21 protein-coding genes and 1 pseudogene are annotated in these 24,713 nt (G+C 60.4%); 8 read left to right on the top strand and 14 right to left on the bottom strand.

The annotated features are described in order from the left end of the window. Positions 1-27 precede the first annotated feature (27 nt). From leuA to AC1D2R_RS09825, 3 genes are all read right to left on the bottom strand, one after another. Positions 28-1,743: a 2-isopropylmalate synthase gene (leuA, locus tag AC1D2R_RS09835; RefSeq protein WP_477967094.1), complete on the bottom strand. Its 1,716-nt coding sequence runs from the start codon at positions 1,741-1,743 to the stop codon at positions 28-30. A 328-nt stretch (positions 1,744-2,071) separates the two neighbouring features. Continuing rightward, the gene (locus AC1D2R_RS09830; RefSeq protein ID WP_477967093.1) at positions 2,072-3,256 is read right to left on the bottom strand and encodes a benzoate/H(+) symporter BenE family transporter; all 1,185 of its coding nucleotides are present in this window, start codon (positions 3,254-3,256) and stop codon (positions 2,072-2,074) included. Between the two features lie 283 nt (positions 3,257-3,539). Then, positions 3,540-4,124 carry an ATP-dependent Clp protease proteolytic subunit gene (locus AC1D2R_RS09825; protein ID WP_477967092.1) on the bottom strand — a complete coding sequence of 195 codons (585 nt, stop codon included), beginning with the start codon at positions 4,122-4,124 and terminating at the stop codon, positions 3,540-3,542. Between the two features lie 218 nt (positions 4,125-4,342). Between AC1D2R_RS09825 and AC1D2R_RS09820 the strand changes: the two genes are divergently transcribed. Continuing rightward, positions 4,343-5,131 (top strand): DUF2076 domain-containing protein, encoded by a 789-nt coding sequence (locus AC1D2R_RS09820; RefSeq protein WP_477967091.1) that lies wholly within the window; start codon positions 4,343-4,345, stop codon positions 5,129-5,131. A gap of 175 nt (positions 5,132-5,306) precedes the next feature. Then, positions 5,307-6,098, top strand: coding sequence for a glycosyltransferase family 25 protein (locus tag AC1D2R_RS09815; RefSeq protein ID WP_477967090.1), 792 nt, complete (start codon positions 5,307-5,309; stop codon positions 6,096-6,098). Positions 6,099-6,107: 9 nt separating this feature from the next. Here the strand turns inward: AC1D2R_RS09815 and queF are convergent, their stop codons facing one another. The 6 genes from queF to AC1D2R_RS09785 form a co-directional block, all read right to left on the bottom strand. Next, positions 6,108-6,572, bottom strand: a complete 465-nt coding sequence (queF, locus tag AC1D2R_RS09810) for a preQ(1) synthase (RefSeq protein ID WP_477967089.1) — start codon at positions 6,570-6,572, stop codon at positions 6,108-6,110. Then, entirely contained in the window at positions 6,573-7,487 is a 915-nt protein-coding gene (gene emfA, locus AC1D2R_RS09805) for a CDF family cation efflux transporter EmfA (protein ID WP_477967088.1), read from the bottom strand. 241 nt (positions 7,488-7,728) lie between these two features. Further along, positions 7,729-8,451 (bottom strand): DUF2161 domain-containing phosphodiesterase, encoded by a 723-nt coding sequence (locus AC1D2R_RS09800; RefSeq protein WP_477967246.1) that lies wholly within the window; start codon positions 8,449-8,451, stop codon positions 7,729-7,731. 106 nt (positions 8,452-8,557) lie between these two features. After that, positions 8,558-8,974 (bottom strand): hypothetical protein, encoded by a 417-nt coding sequence (locus tag AC1D2R_RS09795; RefSeq protein ID WP_477967087.1) that lies wholly within the window; start codon positions 8,972-8,974, stop codon positions 8,558-8,560. Positions 8,975-9,182: 208 nt separating this feature from the next. Further along, entirely contained in the window at positions 9,183-11,372 is a 2,190-nt protein-coding gene (locus AC1D2R_RS09790; protein WP_477967086.1) for an anthranilate synthase, read from the bottom strand. 258 nt (positions 11,373-11,630) lie between these two features. After that, on the bottom strand, positions 11,631-13,754 hold the full coding sequence (locus AC1D2R_RS09785) for a TonB-dependent receptor domain-containing protein (RefSeq protein WP_477967085.1): 2,124 nt from the start codon (positions 13,752-13,754) through the stop codon (positions 11,631-11,633). A gap of 263 nt (positions 13,755-14,017) precedes the next feature. Between AC1D2R_RS09785 and AC1D2R_RS09780 the strand changes: the two genes are divergently transcribed. Next, positions 14,018-14,869 (top strand): extensin-like domain-containing protein, encoded by an 852-nt coding sequence (locus tag AC1D2R_RS09780; RefSeq protein WP_477967084.1) that lies wholly within the window; start codon positions 14,018-14,020, stop codon positions 14,867-14,869. A 19-nt stretch (positions 14,870-14,888) separates the two neighbouring features. On the opposite strand, the gene AC1D2R_RS09775 is transcribed toward AC1D2R_RS09780, so the two are convergent. Then, complete coding sequence (locus tag AC1D2R_RS09775) at positions 14,889-15,149, bottom strand: hypothetical protein (protein WP_477967083.1); 261 nt, start codon at positions 15,147-15,149, stop codon at positions 14,889-14,891. Between the two features lie 71 nt (positions 15,150-15,220). After that, positions 15,221-16,900 carry a formate--tetrahydrofolate ligase gene (locus AC1D2R_RS09770; protein WP_477967082.1) on the bottom strand — a complete coding sequence of 560 codons (1,680 nt, stop codon included), beginning with the start codon at positions 16,898-16,900 and terminating at the stop codon, positions 15,221-15,223. A 152-nt stretch (positions 16,901-17,052) separates the two neighbouring features. Between AC1D2R_RS09770 and AC1D2R_RS09765 the strand changes: the two are divergent. Beyond that, positions 17,053-17,566, top strand: a pseudogene (locus AC1D2R_RS09765) (TIGR00645 family protein). Between the two features lie 286 nt (positions 17,567-17,852). Next, entirely contained in the window at positions 17,853-18,572 is a 720-nt protein-coding gene (locus tag AC1D2R_RS09760) for a response regulator transcription factor (RefSeq protein ID WP_477967081.1), read from the top strand. A 6-nt stretch (positions 18,573-18,578) separates the two neighbouring features. Here the strand turns inward: AC1D2R_RS09760 and AC1D2R_RS09755 are convergent, their stop codons facing one another. The 3 genes from AC1D2R_RS09755 to AC1D2R_RS09745 all read right to left on the bottom strand — a co-directional run bounded on the left by AC1D2R_RS09755 (position 18,579) and on the right by AC1D2R_RS09745 (position 21,549). Continuing rightward, the gene (locus tag AC1D2R_RS09755; RefSeq protein WP_477967080.1) at positions 18,579-19,706 is read right to left on the bottom strand and encodes a DUF2333 family protein; all 1,128 of its coding nucleotides are present in this window, start codon (positions 19,704-19,706) and stop codon (positions 18,579-18,581) included. A 99-nt stretch (positions 19,707-19,805) separates the two neighbouring features. After that, positions 19,806-20,879, bottom strand: coding sequence for a hypothetical protein (locus tag AC1D2R_RS09750; RefSeq protein ID WP_477967079.1), 1,074 nt, complete (start codon positions 20,877-20,879; stop codon positions 19,806-19,808). Between the two features lie 67 nt (positions 20,880-20,946). Then, positions 20,947-21,549: a thymidine kinase gene (locus AC1D2R_RS09745; RefSeq protein ID WP_477967078.1), complete on the bottom strand. Its 603-nt coding sequence runs from the start codon at positions 21,547-21,549 to the stop codon at positions 20,947-20,949. A 236-nt stretch (positions 21,550-21,785) separates the two neighbouring features. On the opposite strand from AC1D2R_RS09745, the gene AC1D2R_RS09740 reads away from it, so the two are divergent. The 3 genes from AC1D2R_RS09740 (at position 21,786) to choV (ending at position 24,712) form a co-directional block, all read left to right on the top strand. After that, positions 21,786-22,742, top strand: coding sequence for a choline ABC transporter substrate-binding protein (locus AC1D2R_RS09740; protein ID WP_477967077.1), 957 nt, complete (start codon positions 21,786-21,788; stop codon positions 22,740-22,742). Positions 22,743-22,820: 78 nt separating this feature from the next. After that, positions 22,821-23,666 (top strand): choline ABC transporter permease subunit, encoded by an 846-nt coding sequence (choW, locus tag AC1D2R_RS09735; protein ID WP_477967076.1) that lies wholly within the window; start codon positions 22,821-22,823, stop codon positions 23,664-23,666. Then, complete coding sequence (gene choV / locus AC1D2R_RS09730) at positions 23,663-24,712, top strand: choline ABC transporter ATP-binding protein (protein WP_477967075.1); 1,050 nt, start codon at positions 23,663-23,665, stop codon at positions 24,710-24,712. Before choW ends, choV begins: the two co-directional genes overlap by 4 nt. Position 24,713: the final 1 nt, after the last annotated feature.

Raw genomic sequence — 24,713 nt, 5'->3', positions numbered from 1 at the left:
AGGCACCTGCCATTCTCTATTTGAGGGTCAGGCCTTGCCGGCCTTCACATCGAGCACGCGGTTGGCCGCCGATACGATTGCTTCCAGGGACGCCCCCACGATGTTTGTGCTGATACCGGCACCGAACAGCTTGCCTCCTGGGTAGGACGTCTCGACGTAGGAGATCGCGGCTGCGTTCGAGCCGTGCTGCAGAGAATGCTCCGAATAATCCTGAACCGACATTTCGATGCCGAGATAATGCGAGAGCGCATCGATGAAGCCGTCGATCGGTCCGTTGCCCCTGCCTTCGATACGCTTGGTCTCTCCGTTGTCCGTGATCTCGGCCGCGACGACGCGAACGCCCTTGCGGTCTGGATCGGCGTAGGTGTGGTGGTCGATGAACTTGATGCGTCCCGCAGGCTGCGTCACGTAGCGCTCGATGAATCGGTCGTAGATGCGCTTCGACGGCAATTCCTTGCCCTCTTCGTCGGTAATGCGTTGGATCTCCTCGCGGAACTCGACCTGCAGGTTGCGCGGCAGGTTAAGACCGTAATCCTGCTGCAGGATATAGGCGATGCCGCCCTTGCCCGACTGCGAGTTGATGCGGATGATCGCTTCGTAGGAGCGGCCGACGTCCTGCGGATCGATCGGCAGGTACGGCACTTCCCAGACAGGGTGATTGGCGACCTTGATCGCCTTCATGCCCTTGTTGATCGCATCCTGGTGCGAGCCGGAGAAGGCGGTGTACACCAGTTCGCCGACATAGGGGTGGCGCTCGCCGATCACCATCTGGTTCGAGTATTCGAAGACTTCCTTCATGCGCACGATGTCGGAGCAATCGATCTCGGGATCGACGCCCTGGGTGAACATGTTCAGCGCCATCGTCACGACGTCGACGTTGCCGGTCCGCTCACCGTTGCCGAAGAGGGTGCCTTCGACACGGTCGGCGCCGGCCAGCAATGCCAGTTCGGCGGCGGCAACGCCGGTGCCGCGGTCATTGTGCGGATGCAGCGAGATGATCAGGTTCTCGCGGTTGTCGAGGTTGCGGCACATCCACTCGATCTGGTCGGCATAGACGTTCGGCGTCGCCATCTCGACGGTGGACGGCAGGTTGATGATCAGCTTGTTGTCAGGCGTCGGCTTCATCACCTCGATGACCGAGTTGCAGATTTCCAGCGCGACGTCGAGCTCGGTGCCGGTGAAGCTCTCGGGCGAATATTCAAAACGGTAGCCGCCGCCGGCCTTGGCCGCCATGTCGCTGATCATCTTGGCCGCATCCACGGCAATCTGCTTGATCCCCTGGACATCCTTGGCAAATACGACGCGGCGCTGCAACTCGCTGGTCGAATTGTAGAAATGGACGATCGGACGGTTGGCACCCTGCAGCGACTCGAAGGTGCGGGTGATCAGCTCGGGCCGGCACTGGACGAGAACCTGCAGCGAAACGTCTTCAGGCACATTGCCTTCCTCGACGCACCAGCGCGCGAAGTCGAAATCCGTCTGCGAAGCGGAGGGGAAACCGATCTCGATTTCCTTGAAGCCCATCTCCAAAAGCATATGGAACATTCGGGCCTTGCGGTCGTGGCCCATGGGGTCGACCAGAGCCTGGTTGCCGTCGCGCAGATCCACAGAACACCAGATCGGCGCCTTGGTGATCGTCTTCGTCGGCCATGTGCGGTCGGGTATGTTCACCTGCGGATAGGGGCGGTACTTCATCGCCGCGTCGGGCATGCCCTTGGTCTGGGAGCGGGTCTTCGTGTCCATGTCTTCTCTTCCTCTTCCCGTCATATGGCCAGCCGCGTAATAGCTTATGGAGTGCTGCTTGGCGATGACGAATCCGGAGCAAAAGCATCCGGTTGATCAATTCTGGGGATTGGCGCGAGGAGCTATGGCCGGGCGGGCTTTCGGCCGCCGGGCGCTCCTCAACGGACCCGGCAACCGCGCGTAAGGCCGAGGAGAAGAAGCGATGTCAGGGCGCGCGTATTGTCACGCAAGGCGATTCGCCCGCGTGCAATCTGCTCAGAAATCATGATGCCCGTGTTCTTCATGGTCGCGCTTATAGCCGGAGGATAAAAAACTGGCAACCCCCAGATTATTTCTTTGTCAGTTGCACAAAGCGTGACAGCGCCATCATCAGCCCGCCGGCCAGCAGTCCCCAGAAAGCGCCCGAAATGCCCCCGAAGGAAACGCCGGAGGCGGTAACGAGAAACGTGATCGCCGAAGCCTCGCGCGTTTCGGGTGCCTGGAAAGCTGACATGGCAGAACTGGAGAAGGCACCGACGAGCGCCAGACCAGCCACCGCCTGGATCAGGATCGGCGGGGCCAGGGCCACGAAAGCCGTCACCGCCCCGGCCAAAAGGCCGATAATGACATAACCGATGCCCGAGATCAGCGACGCCCAATAGCGGCGCGCAGGATCAGGATGCGCGTCGTGCCCGGCGCACATGGCCGCCGTGATCGCCGCCAGATTGACCGCGTGTCCGCCGAATGGCGCCGAAAGCAGCGAGAACAGTCCCGTCACGGCAAAGAGCGGCCCCGGCTTCGGCTCATAGCCGTTGACCTTCAGCACGGCGATACCCGGAATATTCTGCGACGCCATGGTCACGATGAACAGCGGCAGCGCGATCGAGATGAAGGCCGGGAGATTGAACACCGGCGCCACGAACTCGATCGTCGGCAGCAAGGACCGCTCGACAGACGCCAGCGCACCGTCCGGAATATCGACGCCGAAGGCAAGCACCAGCACGAAGGCGGCGAGAGCTGCAGGCACAGCCCACAGCCGCTTGAAGGCACCGACGACGATCCAGGCCAGCGCGATCGGCAGCCCGAGCAACGGATTGAACCCGATCGCCTTCACCGGCGCAAAGCAAAGTCCAATCAGCACGCCCGACAGCATGGCATTGGCAAGCGACGCGGGAATAGCGGCAACGGCCCGGCCGAGCGGACGAAACAGGCCTGCGATCACGATCAGGGCGGCACACACGAGAAAAGCCCCGACTGCGGCATTGAAGCCGCCTTCAACAAGACCGGTGCTGGCAAGCAGCGCTCCCCCCGGCGTCGACCAGGCGATGCTGACCGGCAATCGCGTCGCAACGCTGAGAACCATCGCGCAAAGGCCCATCGAGATCGACAGGGCCATCAGCCCGGAGGCAGCCTGCGTTTCGCTGGCTCCCACGGCCTGCAGGCCGTGCAGCACGACGGCAAACGAACTGGCAAAGCCGACGAAGGCCGTGAGAATGCCCATGAAGAGGCTTTGAACGGAAAAATCTTTAAGCATGACCGGACTCTTGCGGAAGACGTGGCGATGGAGCCGGATCGGACAGCGTCACGCAAGGCCAGAATGTCGCTATTGCGGCCGTATCGCTGAATTTTGCGGCTGTTGTGCACGTCGAACCACAAAGATTGCTTGGCGACGACGCGTCGAGCAGCTTCCAACGATCGCCGGACCAGATCGCCACCGAGCCTCGATCCGGGCTGTTGCCTCGTCCCGTAGGAGGAACAGAAACAAAAAGCGCCTCGCCCGCCTGTCCGGCGAGCAAGGGCGCTTTCCATTCGTGCGATCAGATGTCGCTCTGCGAGGTGATGACTCGTGAAACGAGACCGTAGATCTTCGCTTCTTCGGCCGAAAGCCAGTAGTCGCGGTCGGTATCGGCTGCGATCTTGTCATAGGTCTGGCCGGTAGCCGCGGCCATGATCTTGTTCAGGCGCTCGTTCATCTTAATGATTTCGCGAGCCTGTATCTCGATGTCGGACGCCATGCCACGCGTGCCACCGGACGGCTGGTGCAGAAGGAAGCGCGTGTTCGGCAGGCAAAGGCGCCGCTCCTTCGGAGCCGCGACAAAGATCAGCGCTCCGGCAGAAGCGACCCAGCCGGTGCCGATCATCCAGACCTTCGGTTTGATGAACTTGATCATGTCATGGATCGAATCGCCGGACTCGACGTGACCGCCGGGCGAATTGACGTAGATACGGATATCGTCGTCGCTGGCTGCAGCAAGCGCCACGAGCTGCGAGCAGACCTTCTGCGCCAGTTCCTGATTGATCGGTCCATAGATGAAGATGGAACGCGACTTGAAAAGGTTCGCCTCCGTTTCCTTGCCGAGCGGCAGTTCCTTCGTCTTGTCGTCCTGGTCTTCGTCGTTCATTCGAACCTCTCTCACGTAAATTCGGGTTCCCCGCACATAGTGCGAGTCAATGCGTAAAACAATGCGGGAAAAAGACAAGCCACGGAACGGGTGAAGATATGGTTAGGGTATCACCGGCTGACTGAAATGTAACTTGGCCAGGCTTTGAAAAGCCCAAATCCGTTCCTACGTCATTGTCACGGAAAACACCCGTACGCAAGCAAGCAAGGAGACAGGCCATGTCACCCGAAGAACGCCAGTTGTTGACCTCCCTCTTCGACCGCGTTCGCACCGCGGCGGCAACGCCGCGCGACCGCGATGCCGAAGCGTTGATCGACCAAGGAACGCGCGAACAGCCCTATGCGGCCTACTATCTCGCCCAGGCCGTCATCGTGCAGGAAAAAGGGCTGGAGGCAGCGGCAAGCCACATCAAGGAGTTGGAAGCCCGCATCCACGAACTCGAAGCACGCGAAAGCGAGCATCGGCAGGCCGAACAGGGCGGCGGCTTCCTGAGTTCGATCTTCGGCAGCGGCCAGACGCAACAGCCATCCCCACCCTCGGGGCCATGGGGAAATGCGCCGCGCCTGAATGCCCAACAGGATCGAAGTTATGACCCCGCCCCTCGTGCGATGCCCCAGCAGCCGGCTGGTCCATGGAACCCGCAGCCGTCGCCCCCCTCGGCAGGCGGAAGCTTCCTGCAAGGTGCGCTGGGCACCGCAGCCGGCGTCGCCGGCGGCATGCTGCTCGCCAATTCGCTGAGCGGCATCCTCGGCAGCCACATGTCGTCGCTGGGCCTCGGCTCGCCCTTGTCGGGGACCAATCCACCCGGTGGCGCGCCTGTCGAGGAGACTGTCATCAACAACTATTTCGGGGACGACAAGGATAAGCCACAGCCGGCGGGCGACGACAAAAGCGCCGCCGTCAGCGATGACGATGCCAATGACGACACCGATCTGCAGGAGGCGAGCTACGACGAAAACGATAATGTCCAGTCGGATTCCGGCAGCGACGATACGTTCAGCGTCTGACATCCGACCCGGACGATCATTCGCCCCGCAGTGTCAGTTGGTCGGCGGTCAAGGCTCCGCCGATCGCTGCTCACTCCTGCGAGCGGCATGGCGGACGATGCGTCGATTGATAACCACAGACGGGGCAGATAAGGTTCGACAAAGTCATATTTCACTTTTATTGGGCAAGACATCAGTGAAGATCCTCATCATCAGCCGCAAGGCCGAGGAAAAAAGAAGACACTTTCAATCGCAGCAGATGAAAAAGCTGGGGCTGGACTACGAGTTCCTGGATGCCTTCGAAGCCAGCGACCTGTCGGATGACGACTGCCAGAAAGCCGCGAACACTTGGCCCAGCCCGACGCTTCGCCAGGATGTGGCCTGCTTCACCTCACACAGGATGGCGTGGAAAGCCGTTGTCGTTAAAGGTGAAAAGACACTGATACTCGAAGACGACGCAGTGCTTTCCGGTGACATCGCCGATGCAATGAAGGCCATAGGTGACCGCAACGACGAATGGAATTGTGCCTACGATCTCGAGTTCGTGCCTCTGCCCCATATCCTCGCAAAGTCGTCCACTTGGATCGACCACGGCAGCGGCCATAGGGCAACGCGCATTTTTCAGAACCGCCTCGGCCTCGCCGGCTACGTCATCGGTCCACGTGCCGCCGCCAGGATGCTTGAGGATACGAAGGACTATGTGCTGGTCGATGCCTACTTCTGGCACCGATCATGGCTCAAGTCATATCAGATCGAGCCGGCACCCGTGATCCAGCTGCGATTTCTGGGCGACCACGCGGAGAAGTCGGCTTTCTTGCGAACATCCAGCGACTCCGCGTTCAAGCCACAAAGCAAGCTGCGCAAGAACGCCATGCGGCTCTGCCTCGAAACCATCAAGGCAAGAAATCTCGTGAAAGGTTTGCTCGGGGGCGAACGACGCAACATCGAGATGGACCCCGCCAGCTTTTCGCTGGATCCGAACGGCTAAGTCGCAGTCTCAGCCGCGACCGCGATAGGTCGCAACGCCCTGATCGGGCAGCCACACGCCTTCAGGCGGCTTGCCGGTCTGCCAAAAGACGTCAATCGGAATGCCCCCGCGCGGGTACCAGTAGGCACCGATCCGCAACCACTTGGGATCGAGCAGCTCCACCAGCCGCTTGGCAATGTAGATCGAGCAATCCTCGTGGAAGGCACCGTGATTGCGGAAGGAGTGCAGGAAGAGCTTCAGCGCTTTCGATTCCACCAGCCACTCGTTCGGAATGTAGTCGATGACGATGTGGGCGAAATCGGGCTGTCCCGTCATCGGGCAGAGCGAGGTGAACTCAGGCGCGGTGAAGCGCACGACATAGTCCGTACCGGCATGGTTCGACGGCACTTTTTCCAGCACCGCTTCCCCAGGCGATTTCGGGGATTGCGTCGCGTGGCCCAGCATGGAGAGGGTCGATACGTCTGTATTGGGCATTCAAGCCTCCTTGATGACTTTGACGCGGATGCCATGGGCCTTTTCGCCCTCGGGCTCCACATGAATGGCGATGCTGGAGCCCGGATGCACGCCACGGATGGCATCTTCAAGGCGGTCACATATATCGTGCGCCTGCCTTACAGACATCGCGGCCGGCACCACAAGATGGAAATCGATGAAAGTGACCGCGCCGGCTCGCCGCGTCTTCAGGTCGTGCACGCCGAGCGAGCCCGCCCCATGCGTCGCGATCGCCTGCTTGATCGCGTCTTCCTCATGCGTCTCGACGGCCTGGTCCATGAGCCCGCCAATCGAATGCGAAATGACTTTCCAGCCCTGATAGAGAATGTTGACGGCAACGAGGATGGCCAGGATCGGATCGAAGATCGCGAAACCCGTCGCGAGCGCCAGCAACAGACCGACGAGAACGCCGACCGAGGTCACGACATCCGACATGATGTGCTGGCCATCCGCAGTGAGGGCCGGCGAGCGGTACTTGCGCCCGGTCCGGATCAGAAGCTGCGCCCAGACCGCGTTGATGACGCCCGCAGCGAAGTTGACGGCAAGGCCAAGCGCCGGCGCATCCAGCATCCGCGGATCGGACAGATGGGCAACCGCCTCGTTGACGATCAGCAGCGCCGCAACGACGATGAGCACGCCCTCGCTGACCGCCGACAGATACTCCGCCTTGTGATGCCCGAAGGGATGATCGTGGTCGGCCGGCTTCTGTGCATAGCGGATGACGAAAAAGGCAATGAAGGCGGCAACGACATTGACCGTCGACTCCAGCCCGTCCGACAGCAGCGCAACCGACCCCGTCACCCACCATGCGACCATCTTCAGTCCCATGACGCCCAGCGACATCGGAATGCCCCAGAGCGCCAGCCGCCGAACCGTGAGATTGCCCTGATTGTCCATATCGATCCCTCTGCCAGTCTCGGTGCACCGGCCCCAGTGCGCCAGCCTCAGTGCGCCAGCCTCAGTGCGCCAGCCTCAGTGCGCCAGCCTCAGTGCGGATGCGAACGAATTGCAGGAAGCATGCCATTCAAACGCAAAACCGCCCACGCGAAAATCGCGCAGGCGGCTAATGAGAGCCATATGGGCAACAATGCGCGATTTGTCAAAGGGGTCGAGCCGGCGCGGCTGTTGATTGTCGCGTTTATTCGGTGCCCGCCGCCAGACTGTCGGCAATACCCGGCGCAGCGGCACCATCACCGGCGGGTTTGGCGATCAAAGGCTGCGGCCAGCGCAAAAGCGCCGCCTGTCCTGCCGCCGTCAGGGCGTAGACGCCCTTTTCCATCCGCTCGAACCATCCGTAGACATTGCTGAGCAGGATCTTCCCGGCATCCGGCGCCACAGCCTTCATATCCCGGGGCCGCACTAGTCCCTGCTGCAACGCCGAGGCGCAGGCGAGCGCCTGCTGCCGATAGGCGGTCATGATTGGCGCGCGCGAGCCGCCACCGACGGCAGGGTCGCCGCGGCGGCGCTGGTGTTCCTTGACAAGGCGTGACCGGCGCTTGGGGTTGGTGCGCGGCATGGGCGAGACGGAACTGACGATGACGCTGACCTCGCCCGCATCGGAGACGCCGAGCATGCCGATCCCGAGCCGGCGGCACAGGTCGCGATAGCGCTTGTCGGCCTCCCGCCCGCGCCCCCTGGCCGACACGCGTGCCGCGACCCAGACTTCATCGCTCGCCGCCGCACGGTCGACGGCCTGGAGGATGAGTTCGAGGTTGAAGGAAAGCTTGAGTTCGCAGACGACCACGACAGGCGGTTCCGCATCGCTGAGCCCGACGAGGTCGCACCCGCCGATTTCGCCTTTGACGATATAGCCGGCAGCCTCCAGAAAAGCTTTGACCGGCAGATAGAGCGATGTCTCCATGGCGAACAGAGAGGCCTTTCCCATTGATCGCTCCCGAACGTTCTGATTTGCCTCGGGAAGTCAACAGAACTCTGCAGCGGGTCGCTTGCTCGCAAGCCGCGCCATCTTAATCCTCGAAGATGTAGGAGGCACACATCTCGTCGGAACTGCGCGGAGGTTGACTTCCGGTAAACACCGCGACTGCAGAAAGGCCGTCGCCCGCCGACCAGGACGCCACATAGGTTACGTCGCCAACCCCGCAGAGCGCGTTGCCATTAAGCAGCAGCGGATCCCCCGGTTCTTCGACGCGGTAGAGCGACGCAGGCACGCGCCTGCCATCGACGATAAAATGATCGCCAAGGAGATCGGAAAACGCCAGGCTCTCGCCGTTGGCAAAAGTGATGCTGAAATCGTCGAAGGATACATCGCCGGTGACGCTCTCGGCCGTCTTGCTGTAAGCGGTATAGTCGTCGCCATAGGCGACGACCGACCATGTCGTAGACATGGCTAGAGCCAAGGCAATCGTCCGCAGGGGCAATATCATCTCATAGTCTCCTTGAAGAGATCGGCTCCAAAACCAGTCGATCCGCAATGCCTCATCCGTTGAAGCAGCGCGCGGCAGCCATGCCTGTCTGCACCAAGCGGATGCAAGGTGAAGGACGCGTCGATAAATACGGTGACCGAGTGATTGTCGCGGCGAGGTCCAATAAATGGCCGCGCCGCGGGTTCCTTCCATCGAAGCCGGAACTGCCTCAGGCGGCCTTGGTCTTTGCCTTGCGCGCCAGATGCGCCACGACGTTCTCGATCATCCGCATGCCGGCATCGCCGCCGAGCGTCATGATCGATTCCGGATGGAACTGCACGGCCGCGATCGGCTCCTTGGCATGCTCGATGCCCATGATCGTGCCGTCCTCGCTCTCCGCCGTGATGATGAACTCGCGTGGCAGCGTCGAAGGATCGGCAAAGATCGAGTGGTACCGGCCGACCGTCACTTCCTTGCCGAGGCCGGAGAACACGAGACCGGGCTCCAGCACGCGGATGCGCGAGGGCTTGCCGTGCATCGGCAGTGCCAGATGGCGCAGTTCGCCACCATAGGCTTCGGCAATCGCCTGCAGGCCGAGGCAGACGCCGAAGATCGGAAGGTTGCGCGCCCGCGCCTTCTTGATCGTCGCCTTGCAGTCGAAATCCTTCGGATTGCCGGGGCCTGGCGACAGCACGACGAGATCCGGGTCCAGCCGGTCGAAGATCTCCTCCGGCACCGGCGAGCGCACGGTTGAGACCGTCGCCCCCGTCTGGCGGAAGTAGTTGGCAAGCGTGTGCACGAAGCTGTCTTCGTGGTCGACCAACAAAATGTTGACGCCCTTGCCGACGGCAGCGACGTCACGCTGGATCTTGCCGGAGTTGCCGGCCTTGGCATCGCGGATTGCGGAAAGCATGGCAGAGGCCTTCAGTTCGGTTTCGGCTTCTTCCTCGTGGGGAATGCTGTCGTTGAGCAAGGTTGCCCCTGCCCTGACTTCGGCGATCCCGTCCTTGATGCGCACGGTACGCAGCGTCAGGCCGGTGTTCATGTCGCCATTGAAGCCGACCATGCCGATGGCGCCGCCGTACCATGCGCGCGGGCTCTTCTCATGGCTTTCGATGAAGCGCATAGCCCAGAGCTTGGGCGCACCCGTCACTGTGACGGCCCAGGCGTGGCTGAGGAACCCGTCGAAGGCATCCATATCGTCGCGCAGGCGGCCTTCGATGTGGTCGACCGTGTGGATGAGACGCGAATACATCTCGATCTGGCGGCGGCCGATGACCTTGACCGAACCGGGCTCGCACACGCGGCTCTTGTCGTTGCGGTCGACGTCCGAGCACATCGTCAGCTCGGACTCGTCCTTCTTGGAGTTCAAGAGCTTGAGGATCTGCTCGCTGTCAGCGATCGGGTCCTCGCCGCGCTTGATCGTACCGGAGATCGGGCAGGTCTCGATGCGGCGACCGGACACGCGCACGAACATTTCAGGCGAAGCGCCAACCAGATACTCCTGGTTTCCGAGATTGATGAAGAAGGAATAGGGCGACGGATTGATCGCCTTCAGCCGCTTGGAAATGTCCGAAGGCTTGCTGTCGCAGCGCTCCATGAACTTCTGTCCGGGCACCACCTCGAAGAGATCGCCTTTGCGGAAGCTTTCCTTCGCCTTGACCACCAGCTCGGCATATTCGCCGGGGCGATGATCGCTCTTCGGCGGGATGGCATCAGTGCGCTGAAACGGCTCGGCCGCGATGTCGCCCGCCTTGCCCTCCGTCGATCGGCCGCCCTTTTGGAAGTCGTAGCGATCGATCCAGGCCTTGGCCGAGTAGTTGTCGACGACGAGGATTTCGTCCGGCAGGTAAAGCACCATGTCGCGCTGGTCGGACGGGCGCACGAGCTTCAGGTTGATCGCGTCGAACTGGAAGGCGAGATCGTATCCGAACGCGCCGTAAAGGCCCAGGCTTGCGTCTGCCTGGGAATAGAAAAGATCGGTGACGGCGCGCAGCACCGTGAACACGGTTGGGATCTTCGAGCGCTCTTCCTCGGTGAAGGCGCGATCAGGCGTCTTGACCGTCAGATCCAGCCGCCGCGCCGTGGCCGTGCCCAGAACCAGATCGGAGATCGTCTTCAGCCGTTCGGCAACGAAGCCGAGGATCACCTCGCCGCGTTCGTTATAGGCTTCGATCCAGACCTGCCTGCCATTGCAGGAAATCCCGAGCGGCGGGTCGACTACGGCTGTATCCCAGCGGGTGTAGCGGCCTGGATATTCGTAATTCGACGAGAACACCGCGCCACGGCGCTCGTCGAGCTTGTCGATATAGGAGGAGACCGCATCGCCATAGGGAATGGCCCGGCGCTGCCGCGTAACGGTGATGCCGCCCTTGGTCTCGTAAATCTCCGCTCCGTCATCCCGAAGGATCGTTACCATTGTTTCACTCCGTTATCGGCCTGGATGACAGACGGCCTTAAAAACAAAAAAGCCGCCTGGCGTTTTTCCGGGCGGCTCACTCGTCGTCTTTGGACACGATTGGTCGAGGCCGCTTCAGCGAGCCCACCACCAGATTGCAATGTTCAAGGACATGTTCATGGGCGGAATTGTTAGCGTGAGATCGCGCATTGCGCAAGAGGCTATTGCGGGAATGAAAAGGGCGGCACGAATGCCACCCTTTTCATGTAATTGTTCAGATCAGAACTTGGCCTTCGCTGTCACCATGAATGTTCGACCACGGCCGGTGTCGATTGTCGTGGTCTGGATCGTGCTGGAAGCCGGTGTGTAGGCCTTGTCGAAGACGTTCGTCACGCTCGCCGTCAATTCCAAGCCGTTCTCCCACTGGTAGTTGGCAAAGAGATCGACGACGCCATAGCCGCTCATATATCGAGGACGTCCGCCATTCGTCGCATTGATTTGCCCGATGTCGGCTTTTCCCGCAGCATAGAGGCGCGTGCCGATGGTCAGGCGCTGATCTTCGAGGAAGCGACCGCCGAGGGTACCACTGAAGATGTTCTCCGGAAGGTAGCTCTGCACGCCGAAGCCGTTGACCTGCGGTGGCAGGTCCGTGTTTGTGTGGGTATAGGCAAGATCGGCGAAGACGAAGCCCGCGTCATACGCTGCTTGGATTTCAATGCCGCGCACGTTCGACGTACCAGGGTTGTTGATGAAGAAAGTCTGTCTGCCACCTCCGGCAAACGCCGCCGTTATGTAGTTGTCGATGTTGTCGTTGAAGTAGTTGGCTTTGAAGCGGAAGCTGTCGCCTGCATCCAATATGCCATCTACCTTGATGTTGGCACCAACTTCCCAGCCCTTGGAGGTTTCCGGCCCCAGGAATGGATTCGGGAAGAAGCTCTGACCGGTAGAGCCAGGGTGTGTGCCGCCGGCGAAGGTCTCATTGATGGTCGGGGGGCGCTGCGTTTCGGCATATGTCACATAGGGCTGGAACCACTCTGTCGGATTCAGTGCAAGGGTAACGTTGGGGTTCAGGCGTCCATCGGACGTATTGACCGTGTAGGGACCGGCCCGCATCCCCAGCGGATTGCCGGCAACGACCGCGCCAGACCCGTCGATATCGAAGTGGTCATAGCGCAGGCCAACCGTCAGGTCCGCCATGCCGTAGGTGAGCGTCGTCGTATCGAAAACGCCGAGACCGCCGCTCTTGCCGCTACCGTTGACGCCACCCAGCGGCTGCGTCCGGCTGTTGATCACGTCGTAATCGTCGTGGAAGTATTCGACACCGTAGTTCGTGGAGACGGCGACGTCGCCAATATCGAATCTGGATGTGTTGGAGATGTCGAAGCCGATGCCTGTGTCGGTAATCCGGCGACCAGCGGCAGCACCGCCTCCTGTCGCATTGGTATCGTATTTCATCTCAAGGCGATTGTAGTAAAAGTCCGTCTTGAAATCGATAAGGTCGTTATCGCCTGGCGTATAGGCATAGCTCGCGGTAAACGTCCTGTTCTGCACTGTCTGGAAATAGGAATTCGCGAGGAAATCGTTGTCGTAGGTGATACCGCCGAGCTTGATCGTGTTTTCCGCATTCGGTGTAATTTCAGCCTTCAGCATGCCGGAAAGCAGATCTTGCTCGGTATAAGGCACGGTGACGCCGTCGCCGTTTTCATAATTGCCCGGATCGCTCTTGCTGATACCACCGAGCACGGCAAAGACATCATTGAACCGATAGGCCCCAATGGCCGACTCGGACCAACCAAGTTCGTTGGTTCCGACCGTCGCTGAAACGATACCACCATAATTCTTGTCGCCCTGGATCAGGTCATCGATGTCATAGGTCCGGAAATTGACCGTGCCGGCCAGCGCACCGCCCCCGATACCAGTCACTGCACCGCGGGTGACATCGATCCCTGCCAGGAAGGCTGGATCCACATAGGTAAACCCTTGCGCCTCGTGGCCGGTGAAACGGAAGTTCTGCCGAACGCCGTCGATCGACATGTTCACGCGGCCCGAGCCTTCGAAGCCGCGAATGTTCACGGCTACGCCGGGGTTCTGAGGATTGTTGGCTGTCGACGTCCCAGGAACGCTGCGCAGCAGATCATCGGTGCCCTGACCTGCCTGAAGGTCGATCTGGTCCGCGGTGACCGTGCTGGACGGACCCGGCTTGTTATAGGGATCGTTTGCTGCCTTGCGGCTTCCCTTCACGATGATTGGCGAAAGGAAGGTATCACTCTCGCTCTTGGCCTTCTGCTCTTCAGCGGCCTGGGCAGCCGAAGGCGCGCTTTGCGCAAAGGCGATGGCGGAAGGCATGACAATAGCAATTGCCGTGCAGGCAAGTAGAACCGAACGCGAATGCCGGACGATCATAAAACAACCCCTTGAGAAAATAGGACCGGGCTGGCTGGTCGTCACGCATGCGCGCTTTCGATGGGCTGGCTAGGCTTTGCGACGGAACTGTTCCGCCTTCTTCTTGCCGCATAAAAAACATGAGTATGGTTGTCAATATATGTCGCGAAGATATCATGAATAATTAACTCATGTTTTCACGACGATGATCAACGTTGCGAAAATGCAACGAAATCCACCGCTGTACGTTTCCCTTGCGCTGAAACGATATGACGGATGGACGCGTGAAGAAGACACTCGCAATCGCAACGGCGTTTATATGCCTCACAATCCTAACCGGTGCCCAATTGCCGACCACGGGGCCGACACCTCAGGCAAAGCCCGCAGAACAACAGGAAGACCCGGCCAAGATCGAAGTCGCCCCGAAGCCGCAGCCGAAGCCGGATCCCGCGCAAGCCGGCCCGGCTTTGCCCCCGGTACCCGCAGACAAGGCGGACGCCCAGCCGGAAAAGCAGGGACCGAAACTTCCGTCACAACAGACGCTGGAAGAGCAGCACCTGACGATCGCTTCCGAGAGCGACGACGAGCACTCCGAGTGCGAGGCGGAGTTGCGAAGCCTCGGCGTGGTCTTCCAGGACATTTCCCGTATCGACGGCGGCAACGGTTGCGGCATCGACAAGCCGATCAAGGTTTCCGAGGCGCTGCCCGGAATCAAGTTGAAACCCGACGGTGTCTTCAGATGCCCCGTGGCGCTGGCGCTCGCCCGCTGGATGAAGGAGAGTGTCATTCCGGCCGCAGCTGTGGCCGCACCCGATCAGGGCAGGATAACCACCATCAATCAGGCCTCGTCCTACATCTGCCGGCTGCGAAACAGCGCCGAGACCGGCAAGGTTTCAGAGCATGCCCGTGGCAACGCCATCGATGTCGCAAGCTTCAGTTTCGAGAAGGGAAAGGACATTGCGGTCAAGCCCCGCCTGGAAGACCCGACGCTGATCGGCGCCTTCCAGCGCACTGTCAGTGCGGCAGGCTGCCTCTATTTCACGACCGTCCTCGACCCGGAGAGCGATGCTGCGCACGAAACTCACTTCCACCTCGATGTGATCGAGCGCAAGGGCGGGTTCCGCTACTGTCACTGACGTATGGCGCACCGCCTCCTCACTGCTTTGTGCGTCGCGTGCAGACATAGGCCTTCTTGATGCAGGCTATTTTTGGGGTGGAGCAAGCGGGTTTGCCGTCTGCCATGGCGCAGATCGAACACTCGTCGCTGAACTCCAGGCAGTCTGGATCACCTTTGATGAAATCTGCCATCCTCTGCTCCGTATCGATCGGCTCGTCGGCGATGGACGCATCCGATGCGACCAACCAAAGCATCGCGGCAGCGACGGCGATACTTCGTGAACCTGTTGAAAGCGGCATGATTTCATCCGTTCAGTGCTTCCAACCGGGCTGCGGCCGGGGTTGGAGACCGCGCCCAGCCCGGCCCGCGATCAGAACAACCCCTCGATATACCCCTGATCATTCAGATAGATCCGTTCGGCCGAAGGCGATTTCGGCAGGCCTGGCATCGTCATGATCTCGCCTGTAATGGCAACGACGAAGCCCGCGCCGGCCGACAGGCGGACCTCGCGAACAGACACGACATGCCCCTCCGGCGCACCGCGCAGATTGGGGTCCGTCGAGAAGGAATACTGCGTCTTCGCCATGCAGACGGGCAGATGGCCGTAGCCTTGTTCCTCCCAGAGGTGGAGCTGATCGCGCACCGCCTTGTCAGCCGTCACCTCGCCCGCGTGGTAGATCTTGGATGCGATGATCTCGATCTTCTCGAACAGCGAGACATCGTCGGGATAGAGCGGCTCGAATCTGGCCTGCCCGGATTCCGCCAGCTCGACGACCTTGTAGGCAAGTTCCTCTATCCCGGCCGAGCCCTCGGCCCAGTGACGGCACAGGATCGCCTCTGCGCCCAGCCGCGAGACGTATTCTTTTACGGCGGCGATCTCCGCGTCTGTATCCGACACGAAATGATTGATGGCGACGACCACGGGGACGCCGAACTTGCGGACATTGGCAACATGCCGGCCGAGATTGGAACAGCCCTTCTTCAAGGCGGCAACGTCCTCGGTTCCAAGCTCTTCCTTCCCCACGCCGCCGTTCATCTTCAGTGCGCGCACCGTCGCAACGATGACCGCCGCCGCCGGCTTCAGTCCCGCCTTGCGGCATTTGATGTCGAAGAACTTCTCGGCCCCGAGATCCGCCCCGAAACCTGCCTCCGTGACCACGTAGTCGCCGAACTTCAGCGCCGTCTTCGTCGCGATCACCGAGTTGCAGCCATGGGCGATGTTGGCGAAAGGGCCGCCGTGAACAAGGGCCGGGTTGTTCTCGAGCGTCTGCACCAGGTTCGGCTGCATCGCATCCCTGAGCAGCACCGCCATTGCACCGTCTGCCTTCAGGTCTCGGGCATAGACAGCCGTCCTGTCGCGTCGGTAGCCGACGATGATGTCGCCGAGCCGCATCTCCAGGTCCTTGAGGTCGCTCGCCAGGCAAAGGATCGCCATCACCTCCGAAGCGACGGTGATGTCGAAACCGTTCTCACGCGGGAACCCGTTGGTGACGCCACCGAGCGAAGAGACCATTTGGCGCAGCGCCCGGTCGTTCATGTCAATCACCCGCCGCCATGTGACGCGGCGCAGGTCGATGTCCTGCTCGTTGCCCCAGTAGATATGGTTGTCGATCATCGCCGCGAGCAGATTGTGCGCGGACGTGATGGCATGGAAATCGCCGGTGAAATGCAGATTGATGTCTTCCATCGGAATAACCTGCGCATAGCCGCCGCCGGCCGCACCGCCCTTGACGCCGAAACAGGGTCCAAGCGATGCCTCGCGAATGCAGACCACGGCCTTTTTGCCAATGCGGTTCAGGCCGTCGCCGAGACCGACCGTCGTCGTCGTTTTCCCCTCGCCTGCCGGAGTCGGATTGATCGCGGTCACCAGTATCAGCTTGCCGTCCGGCCTTGCCGCCTGCTCCGCGATGAACGCGGCGCTGATCTTTGCCTTGTCGTGGCCGTAGGGCGCAAGATGCGCGGCCGGAATGCCGAGCGCCTCACCGATCTCGAAGACAGGTTTCTTTTTCGCCGCGCGCGCGATCTCGATGTCGGCCTTGTGTTCTGCCATGTCCACTCTCCACAGTCTGCGCGTCCACCAGCGCCACATTTATTTCAACCGAATAGCGAAATATACCGAAAGTTTGAAGGGCGCCGCGGTTGCCGACGGACCTCGGTGGCGTTTATGACCGGCCATCGATTCTGCATTTGCGAGGGCAAGACATGAAATCACTCGAACTCGTTATCGAGCGCATCATCCTTTCCAGCCGATGGATACTGGTCGCCTTTTACATTGGCCTGGCCCTGGCGCTGGCCGTCTATGCGGTTTCATTCGGCTTCAAGTTCATGAAGGTTGCAGGCAATGTGTTCGTGCTCGACGAGGGAGAAATGATTCTGGCCATGCTCGGCCTGATCGACGCCGCGCTGGTTGCGAGCCTGATCGTGATGGTCATGATTTCAGGCTACGAGAATTTCGTCAGCCGTTTCGACGAGAGCGAAGACGACGTTTCCTTCATCGGCAAGCTTGACGCCGGCAGCCTCAAGATCAAGGTCGCATCGTCGATCGTCGCGATCTCGTCCATACATCTGCTGCAGGTGTTCCTCAACGTGAACCAGTACAGGGATGGTCAGATCATGTGGCTGACGGTGATGCATCTGGCATTTCGTCGTCTCCGCCGTGATGCTCGGCTTTCTCGAGCAGATGATGAAAAAAGCCAAGGGCGGCGACAAGATCTAACCGGACCGATTCGGCCGGGCTCCGCTGCCGGCGCCCGGTGCAGCCAGGAGAATAGCCCCGGCGAGCCCTGGCTGTTGCCTTTATGCGCTCGCGACCTGCGCGTGAATTGAAACACTCGCGCGCACCGGTTGATTTTGCCGTTGCTAAGAAACAACCGGTGGAAGCGCGCTGTGATTAAACTCACGACGGCATAATTTAATCACTGTGAAAGACGTCAATTCCGGCTAGCCAATGGGCCACGACCAATATCTTATGATCCGAAATGCAGGCGGACAGGGACCCGTTGATGTCTTACGTAACTACCTCGGAAAGGCACTCGCATCTGACCGCAGAAATAGCTGCGGTCAAAACCCGACCGGCATTTGCGCAAGTCCTCAATCGCGTGTCTGATGCATTCGGCTTCAGGTATATCACGCTGATGGATGCGCCGTCCCCCGATAGTGTCATGCTCAAGCCGTTGCTGATCGAGACCTCGCTTCCGGCATCCTACATCAGCCAGTTCGATCGTGCCCGTTTCATGCAGCAGTCCGTGCTCTCGAAAGAGACCCCGGACTCAGTGGTGCCGAGGCTCTGGAATCTGGCGGACCCTGCCTGCATCTTTCCCGAGGAACTGCGGGCCTTGAAAGGCGCCTTCGACATGAAGATCGGCATCGCCATTCCGGGGCGCGCCTCTGATGGCCATGGACTGCTGTTCAAGTTGGCAGGCACGCGCGCGTTGCCTGGCCAAATGGAGGTCAACGAGCTCACCATGGTGATGCTGCACGTGCTGGACGCCTACAATCAGCTAAAGTCCTCCAATAAAGTCGGACATCCCACGCTTTCAGTCCGCGAACGGGAAGTGCTGCGTTGGACCGCACAGGGCAAGACCTCCATCGAGATCGGCCAGATCCTGTCGCTATCGGATCACACGGTGAACGCCTACATGACCAGCGCCATGAAGAAGTTCGACTGCGTCAACCGCACGCAGCTGGTCGCCAAGGCGATCCGCCTGAAGCTGATCAGCTGATCCAGGCTAACGGTCGAGTACGGAGCGGATTTCGACCAGATTCGAACGCACCCTCAGGATATAGAAGCCCATCGTTGCAAGATGGCTCGGCATGATCCAGCCGTCCTCGCTGCCGTTGGAGATGATCGCCGGCTGGATCCGCAGTGCTGCCTGAAACTGCTTGATGGTAGCTCCGAAAATCGCCCCGAGATTGCGCTCCGTCACGACCCGCGAAAAATCCGATTGGGCAGCACTCAGGATGGCGTAGTAGGCATATAGCTGGCCGTAGGCGAACCAGAAGCGATCGTCGGCGCGTGTATCGAACCAGCCGCTCGAATGGTTGGCGGAACGCTCCGCCAGCACATCGGAGGTGCTGCCGAGATCGTTGGCGATGCGATCGATGAACTGGATCAGGTTGTCGGCGCGGCCGTCGAACACAGCGTCACAGCTGGCGAGATCCGCATTGAACTTCCGCAGGCTTTCGATCGCCGACCGGTAGTAACTCGGCGTCGGCGTCTTCGGGCCGAACGGGTTGAGCCCGAAATACCAGCTGTATTCATCGAACTGCAGGTTTCCGCGTGCCTTTTGCAGGTCGTTGTTGATCCCTGATGTGCCCCGAACCCGGCCAAGCGAATCGACCAGCTCCACCGCCGTCCGTCGGACGGCCTGGTTCACGCCGCGCTGGAAGGACGCCTTGTTGTCGAGAAACGGCGTATGGTCCCAGTCGATTCCGAAAAATCCAAGCCGATAGAGCAGCATGGAAGAGATCCACGCGTTCTGGTTGACGTTGAAATCGGTAAGATCAGCCGCGACGTCGACGATCGCCGACCGCTGGCAGGTCTTGGCAGTCGGGGCGGCACCGGCGACAGCCGGAATGTCCGTTCCAGCCGGGACGGTACGCTCGGACAGACGGTACTCATCGACGAATGACGGATTGAAACCGGACCACGACTGCGTCTGCCAGACGAAATAGCCGTAGAGCGCCACGACCAGCACCGCAAAGCCCATGATCGGCAGGCGGATTATCCATGTGCGCCGCGCGTACCAACCGTGCGCCGCGAGAAACGGCCAGAGAGCCCACGCCGTGAAAAGCCGCCCCAAGCGACCGATCGTCCGGCCGATCGACCTGAAAAAACCGGCGATCCAGTCGAGCATCGTCCACTCCTATGCGGCAAGAGGTTTCATCGCATTGACATATGCGTTTGCCCGGGAAATCACAACATGACGCTGATATTATTGTTTCTTCGGCGAACGCTACGGTCGCTGAAAGCGGAACCGGAACAGCGATGACAGTTTCGTGGTGTTGATGAGCGGCGCACCCGGCTCGCCTTCGCCCTTGTGCGCGAAGGCTGAAAACCTCTTGTCGAAGGCAGCGTCGGCGGTTCGCTTGCGCTGCTCCAGCTCCAGAGGCTGCAGCATGTTGCGCTCGAAGAGCGTGATGGCGTCGGCGATATTCGGAAAGAGCTCCGTCGAGATCTGGACCTTCGAACCCGGAATATCGCTATCTACCTGCGCCTCGTAGATCAGCAGCCGCTCCTCGGTGTCGATCGTCAGCTTGCGCATGAGGGCATTGCAGCGGCCGACGTGACTGTTCAGTGCATCCACGAGCAGCTGGAAGATGCCGATGAAGCGTTCGCGACGCTGGCTTTCGTCGCGCATCTCGTGCTCCTTGGCGGAAATGCGCTCAGCCTCGACCTTCAATGTCTGGCGCGCCTGCTCCATCCCGTCCCATTCGGCCTTGCTGCCGTAGAGACCGATCCGACCCTGCGTCGTCAGCGCCTTGGCATTCAGCTCCTTGATGCGGAGCCGGGCGATGTCGATCTCGTCGACAAGCCGCCGCCGGCGTCCGACGATGTCAACCAGTCCTCTTTCGGCCTTCTTGTGCGCCGACAGTGCAGCGGCGCGATAGTTTGCGATCAACCCGGCAACGGCATCCGATTTGTACATGAGATCGCGCAGCCGGTCGACCACGGGTGCTGCCCGCACCCGTGCGCTGTGGCGGCGCCACATACGCTGACGCGAGAAGCGCCCGATAAGCCGTTCCGTCGCAGTGAGACCGCGAAAGCTGTCCAGATCGGCGGAAACCTTCACCGTCAGCACATCGAGACCGGAAACCAGCTCGGCAAGCAGATCCGTGAAACCGGTACCGTCGGCAACGAAGGCTTGGAACATCCGATTTTCGGTCAGGAAGCGCTCTTCGTCGATTTCGGCCGACCTGCGCGCAAATTCATCGATGAAGTCGGTGCAGGCGGCAGCCGTTCCCGGCAGCACCTGCGCGAGCCCGTGAGCGGCTTCATATGTCGTGTCGAACGAAAAAGGCTTGCGCACCAGACGACCCCGGGAATCGATTGGCTTGAAACTAGCCCTTCGCTTGCACAAAGAAAACAGCGGCAGTTCAAACTGCCTCGGCAATCCAGGCACCGTTCATGGCGTCATCCCAGTGACGCCGGCACAGCGAGACATACTTTTCGTTGCCGCCGACCTCGATCTGCGCTCCCTCCCGCGCCACGTTTCCCTTCGCGTCGAGGCGCACGACCATCGTTGCCTTGCGTCCGCAATGGCAGATGGTTCTGACCTCACGCATTTCGTCCGAGATCGCCATGAGCTCTTCTGAGGCAGGAAACAGCTTGCCGAGAAAATCGGTCCTGAGGCCATAGACCATGACAGGAATGTTCAGGCGATCGACAACGCGTGCCAGCTGCCAGACATGCTCGCGCGTCATGAAATGCGCCTCGTCGACGAAAACGCAGGCAATCGGCTCGCCTTCACGGCTGAGGCCATCGATCAGGGCAAACAGATCTGCTTCGGGTTCGAACGCGACGGCGTTGGCCTGAAGCCCGATGCGTGACCCGATGATGCCTTTGCCGGCCCTTTCGTCGAAGGCAGCGATCAGGAGAACGGCGCGCATGCCCCGCTCTTCGTAATTGTAAGCGGCCTGCAACAGCATCGTCGACTTGCCGGCGTTCATGGTCGAGTAGTTGAAATAGAACTTTGCCATCGTTTTCTCCGTATTTTCGTTCTTGAGAGCTCGAAACCGCGAAGAAAAGCCCCGCATTTTGTTAGCCACAGGAAATTCACGCACGAAATACGTCGAAGTCCCTGAAATTTCGGGATTCCCAGAAATATGCAACACGTCGCAATCGGGTACGGCGATGCGGCGCAAACACACTGTGGTCGCTTGTAAAACTCAGCTATTGGTGATTGGCTTGGGAACGTAAGACTGGGAGTCTGTAAATGAAAACGACAAGCGCATTCAAACTGATCACCGCCACCGCAGTTGCCGCTCTCGCTGTCGCAACCGCAGCAGTCGCAGCAGATCCGGACAGCTGCTCCACCGTCCATTTTTCGGACGTGGGCTGGACCGACATCACCGCCACAACCGCAACCGCAGCAGTCGTCCTCAAGGGCCTCGGCTATACCCCCGACATCAAGGTTCTCTCCGTACCGGTCACCTACCAGTCGCTGAAGAACAAGGACATGGACATCTTCCTCGGCAACTGGATGCCGACGCAGGAAAAGGACGTTCGTCCGTTCCTCGACGACAAGTCCGTTGAATCGTTCGGGCCGAACCTCGTCGGCGCAAAATACACATTGGCGACCAACGCCAAGGGCGCGGAACTCGGCATCAAGGATTTCAAGGATATCGCCGCCCACAAGGACGACCTTGACGGCAAGATCTACGGCATCGAACCGGGCAACGACGGCAACCGCCTCGTCATGGACATGATCGACAAGGACACCTTCGGCCTAAAGGGCATGGAAGTGGTTGAATCCTCGGAACAGGGTATGCTGGCGCAGGTCGCCCGCTCCGAAAAGGAAGGCAAGGCTGTCGTCTTCCTTGGCTGGGAACCGCATCCGATGAACGAGAACTTCAAGCTGACCTACCTGACGGGTGGCGATGACGTCTTCGGGCCGGATTTCGGTGGCGCCAAGGTGTTCACCAACGTCCGCACAGGCTATCTCAACGAATGCCCGAACGTCGGCGCTCTGCTGAAGAACATGGTTTTTTCGCTTGAAATGGAAAACCAGATCATGGGCAAGATCCTGAATGATGGCGAGGACCCGGAGAAGGCGGCGACGGAATGGCTGAAGACCAATCCGTCGGCTGTTGAGCCATGGCTCGCCGGCGTAAAAACGCGCGATGGCAGCGGCGATGGTCTTCCGGTCGTCAAGAAAAGCCTCGGCCTCTGATAACGACGAACGGGGTGGCATGCGCCGCCCCGCTCCCGCTATCATCGATATTGTTGTTCTTTCTGGATAGGCGAGCCCTTGAACTGGATCACCGACGCTAAAATTCCCATCGGCCCCTCGGCGAAAGCCTTCGTGGATTGGCTGACTTCGAACGCCGATTGGTTCTTCAACCAGCTTGCCTTCGTTCTCTCGCACGTCATCGACGGTCTGTTGTTCATATTGCAGAAGCCACACCCGCTGATCGTCGTCTTCGGGATCAGCGCCATCGCCTATTGGCTGCGCCGGTCGATCGTCGTGGCGGTCTTCACCTGTCTTGGGCTCCTGTTCATCATGAACCAGGGCTATTGGAAAGAGACGACCGCAACACTTGCGCTGGTGCTCGCCTCCACCTTCGTCAGCATGATCGTCGGCATTCCGCTCGGCATCGCGGCTGCCCGCCGCCCCTGGGTCAATTCCCTGCTGCGTCCCATACTCGACCTGATGCAAACCATTCCCACATTCGTTTATCTGATTCCAGCTCTTATCCTTTTCGGCCTCGGCATGGTGCCTGGCCTGATCGCAACCGTCATCTTCGCGATCCCTGCTCCCATCCGCCTCACCCGTCTCGGCATCATCTCGACGCCACCCTCTCTGGTCGAGGCCGCAGAATCCTTCGGCGCCACCCCGATGCAGGTGCTGCGCAAGGTCGAGCTGCCCTTCGCCATGCCGCAGATCATGGCGGGCCTGACGCAGACGATCATGCTGTCGTTGTCGATGGTCGTCATCGCAGCCCTCGTCGGCGCCGACGGGCTCGGCGTGCCGGTGGTTCGCGCCCTCAATACCGTCAACATCGCCAAGGGCTTCGAAGCAGGTCTCTGCATCGTCATCCTGGCGATTATTCTCGACCGAATGTTCCGCGCGGCGGGTGAAGGAGATGGCGCATGACCGCGGTTCGCTTCGACAATGTCAGCATCGTCTTCGGCGACAAGCCGGAGAACGCCCTTGAGCTCGCAGATCAGGGCAAGACGCGCGACGAAATCGGCGCTGCGACCGGCCTGGTGCTTGGCGTCGCCGATGCCTCGCTTTCCATCGAGGAAGGCGAAATCCTGGTGCTGATGGGCCTCTCCGGCTCCGGCAAATCGACGCTGCTGCGCGCCGTCAACGGGCTTGCGCCGGTGGTGCGCGGCGAGGTTTCCGTGTCGACGGCCACCGGCCCCGTCAATCCCTACAAGACCAGTGCCAAGGGCCTGCGCGACCTGCGCATGCACACGGTCTCGATGGTGTTCCAGCAGTTTGCGCTGCTCCCGTGGCGCACCGTCGCCGACAATGTGGGCTTCGGCCTCGAACTCGCGGGAATGGCGGAACCCGAGCGCAAGAAACGCGTCGGCGAACAGCTCGAACTGGTCAACCTGACGAAATGGGCCGACCGCAAGGTCAACGAGCTGTCGGGCGGCATGCAGCAGCGCGTTGGGCTCGCCCGCGCCTTTGCAACGGGTGCGCCGATCCTGCTGATGGACGAGCCGTTTTCGGCTCTCGATCCGCTTATCCGCACGCGCCTGCAGGACGAGCTTCTCGAGTTCCAGCGGCGACTGAAGAAGACGATCCTCTTCGTGAGCCACGACCTCGATGAAGCTTTCCGCATCGGCAACCGCATCGCCATCATGGAAGGCGGGCGCATCATCCAGTGCGGCACGCCGCAGGATATCGTCAAGAACCCTGCAGATCAGTACGTCGCCGACTTCGTCCAGCACATGAATCCGATCAGCATGCTGACCGCGCAGGACGTGATGCAGCCTGGGCTCGGCAATGCTGCTTCCGGCACCGTCAGCGGAACCGCACGCGCCCAGACACCGCTGATCGACATCCTGGATGCGCTGGCGCGTCAGCCAGGCAGCATCGGCGTTGTCGAAAACGGCTCGGTCATAGGCACCATCTCGGCTCAGGACATCGTCGCCGGCCTGACGCAACACAGGCGAAAAGAACAGGCTTGAT

This window comes from Rhizobium sp. P1_C7 (assembly GCF_056406295.1).
This window is presented reverse-complemented; position numbering and strand designations above follow the sequence as displayed.